The 18,009-nt window shown below is 73.4% G+C and carries 3 protein-coding genes; all 3 read right to left on the reverse strand.

Going from position 1 to position 18,009, the window contains the following annotated elements:
• Positions 1-190, reverse strand: a 190-nt coding sequence (locus tag ACZ6CL_RS41550; RefSeq protein ID WP_468946425.1) for a polyketide synthase docking domain-containing protein, incomplete at its 3' end; no start/stop codon positions are given.
• Positions 190-12,276, reverse strand: a complete 12,087-nt coding sequence (locus ACZ6CL_RS41555) for an SDR family NAD(P)-dependent oxidoreductase (RefSeq protein ID WP_468946428.1) — start codon at positions 12,274-12,276, stop codon at positions 190-192. The genes ACZ6CL_RS41550 and ACZ6CL_RS41555, both read right to left, overlap by 1 nt.
• Before the next feature lie 42 nt (positions 12,277-12,318).
• A partial coding sequence (locus ACZ6CL_RS41560) for a type I polyketide synthase (protein WP_468946430.1) occupies positions 12,319-18,009 on the reverse strand: 5,691 nt, incomplete at its 5' end.

Genomic DNA, 18,009 nt, shown 5'->3' on the forward strand with positions numbered 1-18,009 from the left:
CGATGGCCACCGGCTCCTGCGCCCGCTCCTCCACCTCGCGCAGGCGCTGACGGGTCTGCCCCAGATCGGCCGTCACCCGCTTGAGGTACTGGCGGAGCTTTTCCTCCGTACCGGTACCCGTACCCGCCCCCGTACCGTTGCCCGTCTCCGTACCCTTGCCCATACCTGGCATCTGTTCTCGCTCCTCCATCAGGGCAGTTCACGGTCAATGAGCGCGAACATCTCGTCGTCCGAAGCGGATTCGAGGGCGTCGAAGTCCGTCGTGCCGGACGCCTCGGTCGGTCCGCCGTTCACCTTCGCCAGCAGCCCGCTCAGCCGCTTGGCGATCCTGAGCCGTCCCTCTTCGTCCGTGGCGAGGGCGTCCAGGGCGTGGTCCAGCCTGGCCAGCTCGCCCAGAACGGGGTCCACACCGTCCCGGCCCCCGGTGGCCGCGTCGTCGGGTGCGAGCCGTTCCAGCAGGTATTCGGCGAGCACTGCGGCCTCGGGGTAGTCGAACACCAGCGCGGCGGGCAGCCGCAGACCGGTGGCGGCGGCGAGCCGGTTGCGCAGTTCCACGGCGGTCAGCGAATCGAAGCCCAGCTCCTTGAAGCTGGCCTCGGCCTGCACCGCGTCCACATCGGTGTGCCCCAGCACGGTGGCCGCGTGGCCTCGGACCAGGCCCAGCACCAGCCGGTGGCGCTCGGCTGCCGACAGCCCGGCCAGCCGGTCGGCCCAGTCGGCGGGTTGTCCCGCCTCGGCGGCCGCCGCCTTACGCCTCCCCGCGCCAGCGCCCCCGCCACGGGTGGTGGCGAGTGCGCGCAGGGTGGCGGGCAGGCGCTCGGCGGGCAGCGCGGCCAGCGTCCGGGTGTTCACGTCCGCCGCCACCAGCAGGTCGCCGCCGTGCTGGGCGGCGGCGTCGAGCAGGGCCAGGCCCTGCCGGGTGGCGAGGGCGCCCACGCCCGTACGGGCCATCCGGGCGAGGTCGGCCTCGGCGAGGTGGCCCGTCATCCCACTGGCGTCGGCCCACAGCCCCCAGGCCACCGACACGCCCGGCAGCCCTACGGCCCGGCGGCGGACGGCCAGGGCATCGCAGAAGGCGTTGGCAGCGGCGTAGTTGGCCTGTCCGGGGCTGCCCAGCACCCCTGCCGCGGAGGAGAACATCACGAACATGCCGAGCCGCAGATCCGCCGTCGCCGCGTGCAGATGGGCCGCCGCCGTCGCCTTGGCCTTCCACACCCGCGCCACCCGCTCCGGCGTCTGCGAGGTGAGCACCGCGTCGTCGAGCACACCCGTGGCGTGGATGACACCGGTCAGCGGATGCTCCGCGTCGATGCCCGCCACCAGCTCCGCCACCGCGGCCGCGTCCGTGACGTCCACCGTGACCACGCGCACCTGGGCGCCCAGTTCACGGAGGCGGGCGGTCAGATCCGCGGCGCCCGGTGCGTCCGTGCCGCGCCTGCTCGCCAGCACCAGGTGGCGGACCTGCCAGGTGCGTACGAGGTGTTCGGCGACGACACCGCCCAGCGTGCCGGTGCCGCCCGTGATGAGCACCGTGCCGTCCGGGTTCACGGCGGCGGGTACGTCCAGGACCAGCTTGCCGGTGTGGCGGGCCTGGCTGAGCTGCCGCAGCGCTTCCCGCGCCCGGCTCAGTGGCCACCTCCGCAGGGGCGCGGGCCGCAGCACTCCGGCGGTGAACAGCTCACGCAGCGTGCGCAGCATTTCGCCGATGCGGTCCGGTCCGGCGTCGGGCACCAGGTCGAAGGCCCGGTAGCGCACACCGCGGTGGGTGGCGGCGACGCGTTCCGGGTCGCGGATGTCGGTCTTGCCCATTTCCGAGAGCCGCCCGCCCTCGGCCAGCAGCCGCAGCGAGGCGTCGACGAAGGGTCCGGCGAGGCTGTTCAACACCACGTCCACGCCACGGCCACCGGTCGCGTCCCGTAGCCCGGTCTCGAAGTCGAGGGTGCGTGATGAGGCCCGGTGTGCCGCGTCGATGCCCATCTCCTCCAACACCGGGTGTTTTCCGGGGCTCGCCGTGGCGTAGACCTCGGCGCCCAGGTGGCGGGCGATTTGGACGGCGGCCATGCCGACGCCACCGGTCGCGGCGTGGATGAGCACCGACTCGCCGGGCCGCAGTCCGGCCAGGTCCACCAGCCCGTACCAGGCAGTGAGGAACACGACGGGTACGGCGGCGGCCTGCTGGAAGCTCCAGCCCTCCGGGATCGGCACCACCATGCGGGCGTCCGCCACCGCCAGCGGGCCGAAGGCGCCTTCGAACAGGCCCATCACGCGGTCGCCCACGGCGAGCCCGGTCACACCGGCACCGATGTCCGTGACCACGCCCGCGCCTTCGCTACCCCGGAAAACCCCGCCGCCGGGATACATTCCGACGGCGATCAGGGCGTCGCGGAAGTTGAGGCCTGCCGCGTGGACCGCCACGCGGACCTCGCCGGGGCCCAGTGGTTCCAGCACCTCGGGGCAGGGCACCGGGGTGACGTTCTCGATGGTCGCGGCGCCCTCCACCGCGAGTCGCCAGGCCGATTGCGCCACCGGCGCCACCAGACCGCCGCTCCCGGCGGCCCCGGCGCGCATCAGCCGTGGCGCCCACACCCGGCCCGCGCGCACCGCCACCTGCGGTTCGGCCAGCCCCCTCGCACACAGCACACCGTCCAGGACACCTGTGCCCGGTGCTTCCGCCGACCCATGGGGATCGAGGTCGAGCAGGACGAACCGGTCGGGGTTCTCCGCCTGCGCGCTGCGCAGCAGCCCCCACACCGCCGCACCGACCGCGTCCACGGCACCGGTTTCCGGGTCGTCCCTGTCCGGTGCACCGGCCGCGACGGCACCTCGCGTCACCACCACCAACTGGGCGTCGGTCAGACGAGGTTCGGCCAGCCACGCCTGGAGCAGACTCAGCATGCGCTGGACGACGGCCATGCCCTCAGCTGCCATGCCCTCGGCCGAGGTGGCCGCCGGTGCCGCCGGGACACCGGTCAGTACCCCCGAGGGGACGGGCCCGCCAACGTCGACCGCCGCGAGCAGCGACGCCAGATCCGGGTGGCACACCGCGCCCGAGATGTCCCAGGCCGCCGGGCCCAGCACCACCCAGTCACCGCCATCGGCCACCGGCTCCGGTACCCCCGGCAGCGGGATCCAGTCCAGGGTGAACAGCCCGTCCGCGCCACGGCGGCCCGGGGTGCGCAGCTGGTCCGTACGAGCGGGGCGCAACACCAGCGAGTCGACCGTGAGGACGGGGTCGCCCACGGCGTCGGCCACGGTCACCCGCAGCGCCCGCTCGCCGTCCGCGCTCCGCTCGTCCGGCGACAGACGTACCCGAACCGTGGTCGCACCGGCGGCCCACAGGGACACTCCGTTCCAGGTGAACGGCAGCCACATCAGGCCGTCGTCGTCCGGCCCTGGCGGCCGACCGGTGAGCAGGGCGGCCGGGTGGAGTACGGCGTCCAGCAGCGCGGGGTGGATGCCGAATCCGCTCCACTCACCGGCGGTTTCGGGCAACGCCACCTCGGCCAGTACGTCGGAGCCGTCCCGCCAGAGCTTGCGTACGCCCTGGAAGGCGGGCCCGTACGCGTATCCATCGGCGGCGGCCCGTGCGTAGAAGCCGTCCGCGTCCACCGGCTCCGCCCCCGGTGGCGGCCATGCCCCGGCGGGTTCGGGCGCGGGGTGGCCTCGGGGCGGGGCGAGTACACCGTCGGCGTGGCACAGCCAGGTGCCATCGGTGTCGGTGTCGTCGGTGCCGACGTCCGGGCGGGAGTAGACGCGTACATCGCGACGGCCGTCCTCGTCGGCCGGGCCCACCGCCACCTGGACGCGCAGCCCGCCGGATGCGGGGAGGATCAGCGGGGTGCGCAGCGTCAGTTCGTCCACCACGGCGCACCCGGCCTCGTCGGCGGCCCGCAGCGCCCATTCGACCAGCGCGGCGCCGGGCACCAGGGGCGTGCCCGCCACCACGTGTTCGGCCAGCCAGCCGTGGCCGCCACCGGTCCCGATGCGGCCGGTGAGCAGATGGGTGTCGCCGTCGGCGAGTTCGACGGCGGCCCCGAGAAGGGGGTGGTCGGCGGAGGTCAGCCCGAGGTCGGCGGGGTCGCCGCCGCGTGTGTCCGCTCCGTCCAGCCAGTAGCGCTCGCGCTGGAAGGCGTACGTCGGCAGCGGGACGGTACGGGGCGTGGGGTCGGCCGGGAACAGCGTGGTCCAGTCCGTCTGGACCCCGGCGGTGAACGCCTGCGCCACCGAACGCACCAGCTGGGGCAGGTCGCCGTGGTCGCGCCGCAGGGTGGGTACCGCGATGGCGGCGCTGTCCGCTTCCTCGAAGGTTTCCTGCATGCCGACGGTGAGGACGGGATGGGTGCTGACCTCGATGAACACGCGGTGGCCAGCGGTCAGGGCGGCCCGTACGGCATCGGCGAACCGCACCTGTTCGCGCAGGTTGCGCGCCCAGTACGCGGTGTCGAGTCCGGCGGGGTCGGCGGGGCTCGCGGTCACGGTGGAGTAGAAGACCACGCCCGTCCCGGTCTGCGGGGCGGGGTGGACCCCGTCCAGCAGCCGGGTGAGTTCGTCGGTGATCTCGTCGACCTGGGGGCTGTGGGAGGCGTAGTCCACCTCGATCATCCGGGCCCGCTCACCGATGTCACGACAGGCGGCGACGGCCACGGCCACCTGCTCGGGCGGGCCGGACACCACCGTCGACGCGGGTCCGTTGACGGCTGCCACCACCACCGCGTCCGCGCGCTCGCCCAGGTCGGCGAGCAGTTGCCCGGCGCGTTCCCGGCCCACGCCGAGGGAGGCCATGGCGCCACCGCCCGCGAGTCGCCGCAGGGCCCGGCTGCGCAGGGCCACGATGCGGGCGCCGTCGTCCAGCGAGAGCGCCCCAGCCACGCAGGCGGCGGCGATCTCGCCTTGGCTGTGGCCCACGACGGCGGCGGGTTTCACGCCATGACCGGCCCATACGGCGGCCAGGGACACCATGACCGCCCACAGCACCGGCTGCACGACATCGACGCGGCTCAGATCGGCCACGCCTTCGGTGCCGCGCAGTACGTCGGTGAGGGACCAGTCGACGTAAGGGGCCAGGGCCCGTTCGCAGGCGGCCACCCGCTCCGCGAACACCGGGGAGGTGTCGAGCAGTTCGGCGCCCATCCCCGGCCACTGCGATCCCTGCCCCGGGAACACCAGCACCGGACCGGTCGCACGGGAGTCCGGGAGGGCGCCGGACTGCACGACGCCCGGGTGGGTTTCGTCAGCCGCCAGTGCCCGCACCGCGGCCAGCAGTTCCGCGTGGCTCTCGCCGACGACCACGGCCCGGTGGTCGAAGAGGGCGCGGGTCCTGATGAGTGACCAGCCGATCTCGGCGGGCGTGGCGCCGGGGACTGTGGAGAGTTGGGCGGCCAGGGCCCGGGCCTGCTCGCGCAGCGCCGCGCCGCCACGTGCGGACAGCACCCAGGGCACCACGCGGTGGTGGGCGTCGGGTTCGGCGGTGGTGTGTGGTTCCGGCGCCTGTTCGAGGATCACATGGGCGTTGGTGCCGCTGATGCCGAAGGAGGACACGGCGGCCCGGCGGGGCCGCTGCTCGTGCGGCCACTCCACCGCCTCGGTCAGCAGCCGTACGCCGTCCTCCCACTCCACATGGGGGCTCGGTGCGTCGATGTGCAGGGAGGCGGGCAGCACGCCATGCCGCATCGCCATCACCATCTTGATGACGCCTGCCGCTCCGGCGGCCGCCTGGGTGTGGCCGATGTTCGACTTCACCGACCCCAGCCACAGCGGCTTTCCGTCGGGCCGCTCCTGTCCGTAGGTGGCGAGCAGCGCCTGCGCTTCGATCGGGTCGCCGAGCGTGGTTCCGGTGCCGTGGGCCTCCACCGCGTCGATGTCGCCGGGGGTGAGGCGGGCGGTGGCGAGCGCCTGCCGGATCACCCGCTGCTGCGAGGGGCCGTTCGGCGCGGTCAGGCCGTTGGAGGCGCCGTCCTGGTTGACGGCCGAGCCCCGGAGCAGGGCCAGCACCTGGTGGCCACTCCGCCGGGCGTCCGACAGCCGTTCCAGGACGAGGAGTCCGATGCCCTCGCCCCAGCCGGTGCCGTCGGCCGCCGCCGCGAACGGTTTGCAGCGGCCGTCCGTGGCCAGTCCGCGCTGCCGCGAGAACTCGACGAACGTGTTCGGCGTGGCCATCACGGTCACACCGCCCGCCAGGGCAAGGGTGCACTCACCCTGACGCAGGGCCTGGGCCGCCAGATGCATGGCCACCAGCGACGACGAACACGCCGTGTCCACCGTCACCGCGGGCCCCTCCAGACCGAAGGTGAACGCCACGCGCCCGGAGGCGATGCTCGGGGTGCTGCCCGTCATCAGGCGCCCCTCGACGCCCTCGGGGGTACGGCCCAGGAAGCGGCTGCCGTAGTCGTCGTACATGACGCCGGTGATCACGGCGGTCCGGGTGCCGCGCAGGGTCATCGGGTCGATGCCCGCGTCCTCGAAGGCCTGCCACGCGGTCTCCAGCAGCAGCCGCTGCTGCGGGTCGGTGGCCAGGGCCTCGCGCGGGCTGATGCCGAAGAACTCGGCGTCGAACCGGGCGGCGTCGTACAGGAATCCGCCCTCGCGGGCGTAGCTGGTGCCGGTGTGGTCCGGGTCCGGGTCGAAGAGCCCGGCCAGGTCCCAGCCCCGGTCCGCGGGGAACTCGCCGATCGCGTCGACGCCCTCGGACACCAGCCGCCACAAGTCGTCCGGGGAGCCGACACCGCCCGGATAGTGGCAGGCCATGCCGACGATGGCGATGGGATCGTCGTCGGCGGCCACCGCGGCGGCCACGGGGACGAGGGGTGTGGCGTCGCGGGTCCCGATCAGCTTCTCGCGCAGGAAGGCCACCAGGGCGCCGGGGGTCGGATAGTCGAAGATGACGGTGGCCGGAATCCGGGTCCCGGTGGCCGCGTTGAGCCGGTTGCGCAGGTCGAGGGCGGTGAGTGAGTCGAAGCCGAGTTCCTGGAAGGCCCGGCCCAGCTCGATGGCCTCCGGTGCCGGATGGGCGAGCACGGTGGCGACCTGGGCGCGGACCAGCTCGCCGAGGACACGGTCCTGCTCGGTGGCGGGCAGGTCCGCCAGCCGTTCGGCCCAGGGCACTGCCCCGGTGTCCTGGGCGGGCCGCCGGGCGGGGCTGGGCACCAGGGCCCGCAGTACGGGCGGCAGCGGCCCGGCGGCGGCCCGGGCGCGCAGCGCGGCCAGATCGAAGCGGACCGGCACGAGGACGGGGTACGGGCTGGTCAGCGCGGTGTCCAATAGCACCGGCACCTGGTCGTCCGCGATGGGGGCGACGCCGGAGCGCGCCATCCTGGCCAGGTCGGCGTCGTCGAGGTCCTGGGTCATGCCACCGGCCGAGGCCAGCAGCCCCCAGGCCAGTGTGTGAGTCACCAGGCCTTCGGCGCGGCGGTGTTCGGCGAGGGCGTTGAGGAACATGTTGGCGGCCGCGTAGTTGGCCTGCCCGCCATTGCCCATCAGGGAGGCGGCGGAGGAGAACATCACGAACGCCGCCGGAGCCATCTCGCGGGTCAGCCGGTGCAGATGCCATGCCGCGTCGACCTTCGGGGCGAGTACGGCGTCGAACCGCTCGGGCGTCAGCGAGGTGACCACGCCGTCGTCCAGCACCCCGGCGGCGTGGACGACGGCGGTCAGTGGGTGTGCGGCAGGGATGGTGGCCAGCAGATCGGCCACTGCGCGCGGATCAGTGACGTCACAGGCGGCGACCCGCACGTCCACGCCCAGGTCGGCCAGTTCGGCGGTGACGGTGTCGATGTCCCGCGCGGCCGGGCCGCGCCGGGAGACCAGCAGCAGACGCCGGGCACCGTGTGCGGTGGCCAGATGCCGGGCGACCAGCCGCCCGAGCGCGCCGGTGCCGCCGGTGATCAGGACGGTTCCGTCCGGGTCGAGGGCGGGCGGTGGCGCCTCGTGGTCGGGGTGGACGCGGACCAGGCGGGGGACGCGTACGGTCCCGGCCCGTACCGCCAGCTCGGATTCACCGGCTGCCACGGCGGCCGGGAGCGCGGCGCGCAGGGCGTGGCGGGAGGCCGTGTCACCGTCCAGGTCCAGCAGCAGGATCCGGTCGGGGTGCTCGGCCTGCGCGGCGCGGATCAGGCCCCAGAGCGGTGCGGTGATCAGGTCCGCGGGTGGGTCCTCGGGGGTGGCGGCGACGGCGCCACGGGTCGCGATCGCCAGCCGGGCCGTGCCGAACCGGTCGTCGTTCAGCCACGCGCGCAACGTGTCCAGCATCTGCTGGGCGGCCGCGCGCACCTGTGCGGGGATCTGGTCGGGGCCGGGCGACGCGCTGTCGGGTCCGGGGCACGGGATGATGACGAGGCTCGGGACCGGCAGCCCTGTGTGGATGGTGGCCTGCAGTGCGGCCAAGTCCGGGTGTACGGAGACGGGTTCGGGGCCGTCGGCCAGGTCCAGGGGGTCGGGGCCGACGACGGCCCAGCTCTCGGCCGGTGCCGGTGGGCCCGGGGGCAGTGGTCGGGGCTGCCAGTCGAGCCGGTACAGGGAGTCGTCGGTGCGGGTGGCGCGCCAGCGGTCGGCGGGGATCTCACGCAGCCCGAGGGTTTCGATGGTGGCGGCCACGGCGCCGTGGTCGTCGGTCAGGTCGAGCGCGACGGTGTCGGGGCCGGTCGGGGTGATGCGGACCCGTAACCGGGTGGCGCCGGTGGCGAACAGCCGTACCCCGCTGAAGGAGAACGGCAGCCTGACGGTGCCGGGGGTGCCCTCAGAGGGCGCGTCGTGGGCGTTGAACAGCTCCTCCACCGGGTGCAGCGCGCTGTCGAGCAGGGCGGGGTGCAGGCCGAAGCCCTCGGCCTCGGCGCACTGCTCGGTGGCCAGCCGCACGTCGGCGAGCATGTCCTCGCCGTGCCGCCACGCGGCGTGCAGTCCCCGGAAGGAGGGCCCGTACGCGTACCCCTGTTCGGTGAGGCGCCGGTACAGGTCCGCCACATCGACCGGGACGGCGTCGGCCGGTGGCCACGGCGCCGGGGGTTCCGCCGGGTCGGGCGTCGCCGCCAGGGCCGCGACTGCGAGGAGGCCTACGGCGTGGCGGCGCCAGGTGTCCACGGCTCCCGGGGCCTCCATGGCTGCCGGGGATTCGTCGTCTTGGTCCGCAGGGCGGGAGAAGAGGGTGAGCGCGCGTCGGCCCGTGTCGTCGGGTGCGGCGACCGCCAGCTGGACGCACACCGCGCCGGAGGCGGGCAGGAGCAGCGGGGTCTCCAGGGTGAGGTCGTCGACCAGGTCGCAGCCCGTCCGCGCAGCGGCGAGCAGGGCCAGTTCCAGGAGGGCGGTGCCGGGCAGCGGCACGCTGTCCGCGATGGTGTGGTCCGCCAGCCAGGGGTGGGTGTTCAGCGACAGCCGCCCGGTGAGCAGCAGTTCGCCCTCGGGTGTTTCCACGGCGGCTTGGAGGAGGGGGTGCCCGGTAGCGCCGAGCCCGGCGGCGCGTACGTCGGCGGTGCCGTTCGGGACGGGGCGCCAGTAGCGCTCGCGCTGGAACTGGTAGGTGGGCAGGTCGACGTGGCCCGCGCCATCGGGCAGCGCGGCGGAGAAGTCGGCGGTGCCGCCGTCGATGTGCATCCTGGCCAGGGCGGACAGCAGGGTACGGGGCTCGTCGCGGCCGTGGCGCAGGACGGTGGCGAACACCGGCGCCGTCTCCGGTGCTGCCCCCTCGGTTGCCGCCCCGTCAGTGGTCAGGGCGTCCTCGGCCATGGTGGTGAGGACGGCGTCCGGGCCGAGTTCGAGGTAGCGCACCACGCCCTCGGCGCGCAGGGTCCGCAGTCCGTCGTGGAACCGTACGGGCTCGCGGACGTGGCGTACCCAGTACTCCGGGTCGCGGAGCTGGTCGGCGTCGGCCACCTCGCCCGTGAGGTTGGAGATCACGGGGGTGTGCGGCACGTGGTAGGTGAGGGTGCGGGCCACCTCGCGGAAGTCGTCCAGCATGGGCTGGAGGAGCGGCGAGTGGAAGGCATGGCTGACGCGCAGCCGCTTGGTGCGGTGGCCCCGCTCCTTGAGGGTGCGCACCACCTCCTCGACGGCGTCCTCGGCGCCGGACACCACGAGGGCGGTGGGGCCGTTGACGGCGGCCAGGGCGAGGCGGTCCGCCTGCCCGCTGAGCAGCGGGAGGAGCTGTTCCTCGGTGGCCTCGACGGCGGCCATGGCGCCACCGGCCGGGAGCGCCTGCATGAGCCGTCCCCGGGCGGCGACGAGGGTGCAGGCGTCCGGCAGCGACAGCACGCCCGCCACATGTGCGGCCACGATTTCGCCGACCGAGTGGCCGGTCAGATATCCGGGGGCGATACCGAAGGACTCCACCAGCCGGAAGAGGGCGGTCTCCAGGGCGAAGAGGGCCGCCTGGGTCACTCCGGTGTGGTGGAGGGAGCGGGCCTGGTCCGTGTCCTCGGTGGCGAAGAGGAGGGCGCGCAGCGAACGCCCGAGCAGCGGGTCCAAGTGGGCACAGGCCTCGTCGAGGGCCGTGGCGAACGCTTCGAAGCTCTGGTACAACTCAGCGCCCATGACGGGACGTTGGCTGCCCTGCCCGGTGAACATGAACGCGGTGGCGCCGGTACGGGCCGCCCCGGCGCGGGTCAGCCCGGGGTGGGCCCGGTCGTCGGCCAGGGCGCGTACGGCCGTCTGGAGCTGGTCGCGGTCATCGCCCAGGATCACGGCCCGGTGTTCGAAGACAGTACGGGTCCTGGCGAGCGACCAGCCCACGTCGGCCAGGTCAAGCCGAGGATGGGCATCGGCATGGGCGGCCAGGGCGGCGGCCTGGTCGCGCAGCGCCTGGCCGGTACGGGCGGACAGCACCCAGGGCAGTGCCCGGCCCTCGTGCGGCGTGCCCTCGGCGGCCGGGCGCGCGAGTGAGCCGTCCGGTGCGGATTCGACGGGGGCCGGTGCGGATTCGAGGAGGAGGTGGGCGTTGGTTCCGGAGATCCCGAACGAGGACACGGCGGCCCGGCGCGGGCGTTCGCCGCGTGGCCAGGCGACGGGTTCGGTGAGCAGGCGTACGGCGCCCGCGTCCCAATTCACATGCGGAGTCGGCTGGTTGACGTTCAGCGTGGCGGGCAGCGTTTCGTACCGCATCGCCATGACCATCTTGATGACGCCCGCCACCCCCGCCGCGCCCTGGGTGTGGCCGATGTTCGACTTGACCGACCCCAGCCACAGTGGCTTCTCGTCGGGCCGCTCCTGGCCGTAGGTGGTCAGCAGCGCGTGGGCCTCGATGGGGTCGCCCAGCCGGGTGCCGGTGCCATGCGCCTCGACCACGTCGACCTCGTCCGGTGACAGTCGTGCGTTCGCCAACGCCTGGGTGATGACCCGTTGTTGGGAGGGACCGTTGGGCGCGGTCAGGCCGTTCGAGGCGCCGTCCTGGTTGATGGCCGAGCCCCGGATGACCGCCAGCACCCGGTGGCCGTGGCGGCGGGCGTCGGACAGCCGCTCCAGCAGCACCAGGCCGACGCCCTCGGCGAAGGCGGTGCCGTCGGCGTCCGCCGAGAACGCCTTGCACCGGCCGTCGGGCGCGAGGCCCCGCTGCCGGGAGAACTCGGTGAAGACATTCGGGATCGCCATCACGGTCACACCACCGGCCAGGGCCAGACCGCATTCGCCCTGCCGCAGCGCCTGACAGGCCAGGTGCATGGCCACCAGCGAGGACGAACACGCCGTGTCCACCGTCACCGCGGGCCCTTCCAGACCGAGCGTGTACGCCACCCGGCCCGACAGCACACTGGGGGCGTTGCCCGTCACCAGGTAGCCCTCGGCGCTCCTGTCGATGTGCGGCGTACCGAATCCAGGGAGGGCGGTCCCTGCGTAGACACCCGTCGAGCTGCCCTTCAGCGTGGCCGGGTCGATTCCGGCGCGCTCCAGAAGCTCCCAGGCCACCTCCAGCAGCAGCCGCTGCTGAGGGTCGACGGCCACGGCCTCGCGCGGGCTGATGCCGAAGAACTCGGGATCGAACCGGTCGGCGTCGTAAAGGAAACCACCCTCGCGGGCGTGGCTGGTGCCGGGGTGGTCCGGGTCCGGGTGGAACAGGCTCTCCAGGTCCCAGCCCCGGTCCGTGGGGAACACCCCCATGGCGTGTTCGCCGGAGGCGATGAGCCGCCACAGGTCCTCGGGCGTGCGCACACCGCCCGGATACCGGCAGGCCATGCTCACCACGGCCACCGGCTCCTGGGAGCGGTCCTCCATGGCGCGGAGCCGCTGACGCGTCTCGTGGAGATCGCCTGCCACTCGCCTCAGATAGTCGACCAGCTTCTCTTCATCAGCATGCGGCACAGAGGGTCACCCGGCCTTCCGCGTAAGGGCGCGCCACGTCGGTCATGACAGGCCAAGCTCGTTGTCGATGAAATCCAGCACCTGATCGGCGGTCGCGACCTGCAGCCGCTCCACGGCGCCGCCGTCGTCACCCGAGGGGCACATCGCTTTCCAGCGCGCGAGCAAGGTCTCCAGCCGGGTCGTGACCGCCCCGGAATCCAGGTCCTCGACGGCCACGGCGGACAGGCTGTTCTCCAGCCTGACCAGCTCGTTAAAGACCGGGTGGGGGGCGTCCCGGCCCGGGGACCCCGCGTCGTCCGGGGCGAGTTGACCGCGCAGGTGTTCGGCGAGCGCGGCCGCTTCGGGATGGTCGAAGACGAGCGCCGCCGGCAGCCGCAGCCCGGTGGCCGCGGCCAGCCGGTTGCGCAGTTCGACGCCCGTCAGCGAATCGAAGCCGAGGTCCTTGAACGACGCGTCCGGGTGGACCGTGGCGGGGTCGGCGTGGCCCAGCACGGTGGCGGCGTGGCTGCGCACCAGATTGAGCAGCAGCCGGTGCTGCTCGGGGGACGGCAGTCCGCGGAGCCTGCCGGACCAGTCGGTCGGCTGGGCACCGGCCGCCGCGGTCGGCCGGACGCGACCGCTGCCGCCGGTGACCGCGAGCGCCCGGAGCGGGGCGGGCAAGGTGGCAGTGTCCTGGGCGGCCAGGACCCGGGTGTCCAGCGTGAGCGCCAGCAGATGGGGGCGGCCGTGGCGGTACGCCGCGTCCAGCAGGGCCAGCCCCTCTTCGGTGGTGTTGGCCGTGATCCCCAGTCGCCCGATCCTGGCCAGGTTGGCGGTGTCCAGCCGGGCGGTAAGGCCACTGGTGGCCGCCCATAGCCCCCAGGCCACCGACAGCCCCGGCAGACCGGCGGCCTGGCGATGGGCTGCGAGGGCGTCGCAGAAGGCGTTGGCGGCCGCGTAGTTGGACTGACTGGGAGTGCCCAGATCGGAGGCGAAGGAGGAGAACATGACGAACGCGTCGAGGCGTAGACGCGCCGTCGCCGCGTGCAGATTGGCCGCGGCGGTCGCTTTGGCCGCCCACACCCGCGCCAGCCGCTCCGGGGACTGCGCGGGAAGCATCGCGTCGTCCAGCACGCCCGCGGCGTGGATGACACCGGTCAGCGGGTGCGCCGGGTCGACGCCCGCGATGAGGTCGTTGACGGTGACGGGGTCGGCCACATCGGCTGCGGCGATCCGCACCTCGGCGCCCAACTCACCGAGCTGGATGGCCAGTTCCTTGGCGCCGGGGGCATCAGGGCCGCTTCGACTGACCAGGAGGAGATGCCGGACGCCCCAGGTGCGGACGAGGTGTTCGGCCACCTGCCCGCCCAGGGTTCCGGTACCACCGGTGATGAGCACCGTGCCCTCCGGATCCACCGGGGCCGGGACATCGAGTACCAGCTTCCCGGTGTGCTTGGCCTGGCTCAGATGCCGCAGCGCCTCCCGCGCCCGGCACAACGGCCACGCCCGTACCGGCGGCGGGGCCAGAACGCCCGCCGCGAACAGCTCACCCAGCTCACGCAGCATCCGGCCGATACGGTCCGGCCCGGCACCCGTGATCAGGTCGTACGCCTCGTACCGCACCCCGGGACGCTCGGCAGCGATCTGCTCCGGATCGCGGATGTCGGTCTTCCCCATCTCCAGCAACCGGCCACCCTCGACCAGCAACCGCAGCGAGGCGTCCACGAAGGGCCCGGCCAGGCTGTTCAGGACGACGTCCACGCCACGGCCCCCCGTGGCCTCCCGCACGGCGTCCTCGAAGTCCAGGTCACGTGATGAGGCGCGGTGTGCCTGGTCGATGCCCATGGCTTCCAGCACGGCATGCTTGGCCGGGGAGGCCGTGGCGTAGATCTCCGCGCCCAGATGGCGGGCGATCTGCACCGCTGCCATACCCACGCCACCCGTCGCGGCATGGATCAGCACCGACTGGCCCGGCCCGAGTCCGGCGAGGTCCGTGAGCCCATACCAGGCGGTGAGGAACGCCACCGGTACGGCGGCGGCCTGCTGGAAGGTCCATCCGGCCGGTACGGGGGCCAGCAGCCGTGCGCCCGTGACCGTCAGGGGGCCGAAGGACTGGTCGAAGACACCCATGACCTCGTCTCCCACCGCGACGTCGGTCACGCCAGGGCCGATGTCCACCACCACACCGGCACCTTCGCCACCCATCCCCGTCTGCCCCGGGACCATGCCCAGGCTCACCACGACGTCCCGGAAGTTGATACCGGCCGCGCGGACGGCGATGCGCACCTGACCCGCTCCCAGCGGCTCCAGCACCTCCGGGCAGGGCACCGGCACCACGTTGTCCAGAGTGGCCGTGCCAACGGTGTCCAACCGCCACGCGGCCGGTTGCTCCACCGGGCCCACGAGCCCCGCGCCGCCCGCACCGGCCCGGACGAGGCGGGGCACCAGGACCCGACCCGCGCGGATGGCGAGCTGCGGTTCGTCACTCTCCACGGCGTGTGTGACGGCAGACCGGACGGTGTCGGTGTCGGTGTCGTGGTGGGGGTCGAGGTCGAGCAGGAGGAACCGGCCGGGGTTCTCCGACTGGGCGCTGCGTACCAGGCCCCACACGGCGGCCGCCGACATATCCACACCGTCCGTGACCGCGCCGTGCGTGACCGCGCTGTGCGTGACGACCACCAACCGGGCGTCGTACAACCTTGGTTCGGCCAGCCAGCCCTGGAGCAGGGCCAGCGCCCGTTCCGTCACGGCCAGGCCCTCGGCCGCCATTTCGTCGCCGATGCCCGTGGACGGTACGTCGGCGAAGACCACCGGCGGGGCCGGTTCCCCGCGATCGAGCGCCTCGATCAACGCGGTGAGATCTGCGAGGTGGTTCGCGCCCGGCCCGGCGAGGTGCGGGGAATCGGTACCCAGCACGGCCCAGGGACCGTCGTCGCCCGCTGGTTCCGTGGTGCGCACGGCGAGGGGCTGGGAGGTCCAGTCGAGGGTGAACAGGCTGTCCGTACGGCGGGTGTGCGCCGACCGCAGCTGGTCCGCACTCGCCGGGCGCATCGCCACCGAATCCACGGTCAGCACCGGCGCACCGACCGCATCGGCCACGGTCACGCACAGCGCTCGTTCGCCGTCCGCGCTCTGCTCATGGGGGGAGAGCCGGACCCGGACCGTGGTCGCCTCGGCTGCCCACAGCCGCACGCCGTTCCACGCGAACGGCAGCCACACCTGGCCGGGGGTGGTCTCGGTGTCCGTGCCGGTGGCGAGCTGGTCGATGAGCAGGGCCGGGTGCAGGGCGGCGTCAAGGAGTGCCGGGTGGATGCCGAAGCCACCGTGCTCGCCAGCGGCGTCCGGCAACACCACTTCGGCCAGGACGTCCGCGCCGTCCTGCCACACCGCCCGCAGCCCCTGGAAGGACGGGCCGTACACATATCCCGAGGCCGCGACGCGTTCGTAGAATCCCTCCGTCTCCAGCGGCTCCGCGCTCGCCGGGGGCCAGGCACCGCCCAGAACCGCCGCGTCGTCGGCGCGGTCGCCGGGCGCGCTCAGCACGCCCTCCGCGTGGCACACCCACGCGGCACCGGAGTCGGCATCGCCATCGGGCCGCGAGTACACCCGTACGTCGCGTCGTCCATCGTCCCCGGACGCGCCGACGACCACCTGAAGCCGCACCCCACCGGACGGGGGCAGCACCAGCGGGACGTGAAGCGCCAGTTCCTCCACGCCACCGGCGCCGACTTCGTCGGCGGCTCGCAGTGCCCACTCCGCCAGGGCCGCGCCCGGCACCAGTACCGCGTCCGCCACCACGTGGTCACCGAGCCACGTCTGCCGGTGTGCCGAGAGCCGTCCCGTCAGAACCTGGCCGCTGCCATCGGCAAGCTCAACGGCGGCGGCCAGCACACGGTGCCGCGCGGACACCAGACCGAGCTCGGCGGGGTCGCCGCCGCGACCGCTATGGCCGTCGAGCCAATACCGCTCACGCTGGAACGCGTAGGTGGGCAGCTCCACGGCCCGGGGCGAGGGCGAGGCGGGGTACAGGGTCGTCCAGTCGACGTCGGCACCGGCGATGAACGCCTGGGCGAGCGCGCGCAGCAGCTGGGCCCGGTCTCCGTGGTCGCGGCGCAGTGTGGGGATTGTGACGGCCTCCACACCGGTGCGCTCGAAGGTCTCCTGCATGCCGATGGTCAGCACGGGGTGGGTGCTGGTCTCGATGAACACCCGATGCCCGTCGGCCAGCGCCGCTTTGAGTGCGTCGGCGAACCGTACGCGCTCCCGCAGATTCCTCACCCAATAGGCGGTGTCCAGATGTGCCGGATCGGCGGGGCCGCCGGTCACCGTGGAGTAGAACGTGATGCCTGTTCCGGGGGTGTCGTTCGGGTGGATACCGTCCAGTTCACGGAACAGCTCGTCGCGGATCTCGTCGATCTGGGGGCCGTGTGAGGCGTAGTCCACGTCGATGAGCCGTGCGCGGTCGCCGTTCTCCCGGCAGGCGGCCACCATGGCGGCCACCTGCTGCGGGGGGCCTGAAATGACCGTGGAAGAGGGCCCGTTGACTGCCGCCACGCCCACCCCGGCGCCCTGGTCGCCGAGCCGGGCCAGCAGCTGTCCGGCCTGCTCCTGGCCTACGCCCAGCGACGCCATCGCTCCGCCACCGGCCAGCTGGCGCAATGCCCTGCTGCGCAGGGCCACCACCTTCGCGCCGTCCTCCAGCGACAGCGCCCCGGCCACCACCGCAGCGGCGATCTCGCCCTGGCTGTGACCGACCACGGCGGCAGGCATCACCCCATGCCCGGCCCACACCGCCGCCAGGGACACCATCACCGCCCACAGCACCGGCTGCACCACATCCACCCGGCTCATATCAGCCGCGCCCTCAGCACCGCGCAGAACATCCGTGAGCGACCAATCAACGTACGGCGACAGCGCCCGCTCACACTCCGCCACCCGCGCCGCGAACACCGGCGACGCGTCGAGCAGCCCAGCCCCCATCCCGGCCCACTGCGCCCCCTGGCCTGGGAACACCAGCACCGGAGCCCTATCGGTCGCCGGTGCCGGAACCTCCGTGTGCACCACATCCGGGTGGGACTCACCGGCCGCCAGTGCCTGGACGGCCGCCACCAGCTCCGCTCGGTCGTCGCCCACCACCACCGAACGGTGCTCGAACACCGACCGGGTGCTGACGAGCGACCAGCCCACGTCCACCGACGTCAGCTCAGCGTCCTCGGTCAGACGCTCCGCCAGCGCCGCGGCCTGCCCGCGCAGCGCCTCCGTACTGCGCGCGGACAGCACCCAGGGCACGACAGCGCCGTGCTCAGGCACCGGTTCCGGCTCGGGCGGCGCGTCCGGGGCCTGCTCCAGGATGAGGTGGGCGTTCGTACCGGAGGCTCCGAAGGAGGACACTCCGGCGCGGCGCGGACGCTCGCCCTGTGGCCACTGCACGGGCTCCGTCAGCAGCCGCACGGCACCGCTGGCCCAGTCGACATGGGGCGTCGGCTCGTCGATGTGCAGCGAGGCGGGCAGCACACCATGCCGCATGGCCTGCACCATCTTGATGACACCGGCCACACCCGCGGCCGCCTGCGTATGCCCGATATTCGACTTCACCGACCCCAGCCACAGCGGCTGATCGACCGTGCGTTCCTGGCCGTACGTCGCCAGCAGCGCCTGAGCCTCGATCGGGTCACCCAGCGTCGTCCCCGTACCGTGCGCCTCCACCGCGTCCACCTCGGACGCCGACAGCCCCGCACCGGCCAGCGCCTGCCG

The sequence above is a fragment of the Streptomyces sp. NPDC041200 genome (genome assembly GCF_055591805.1).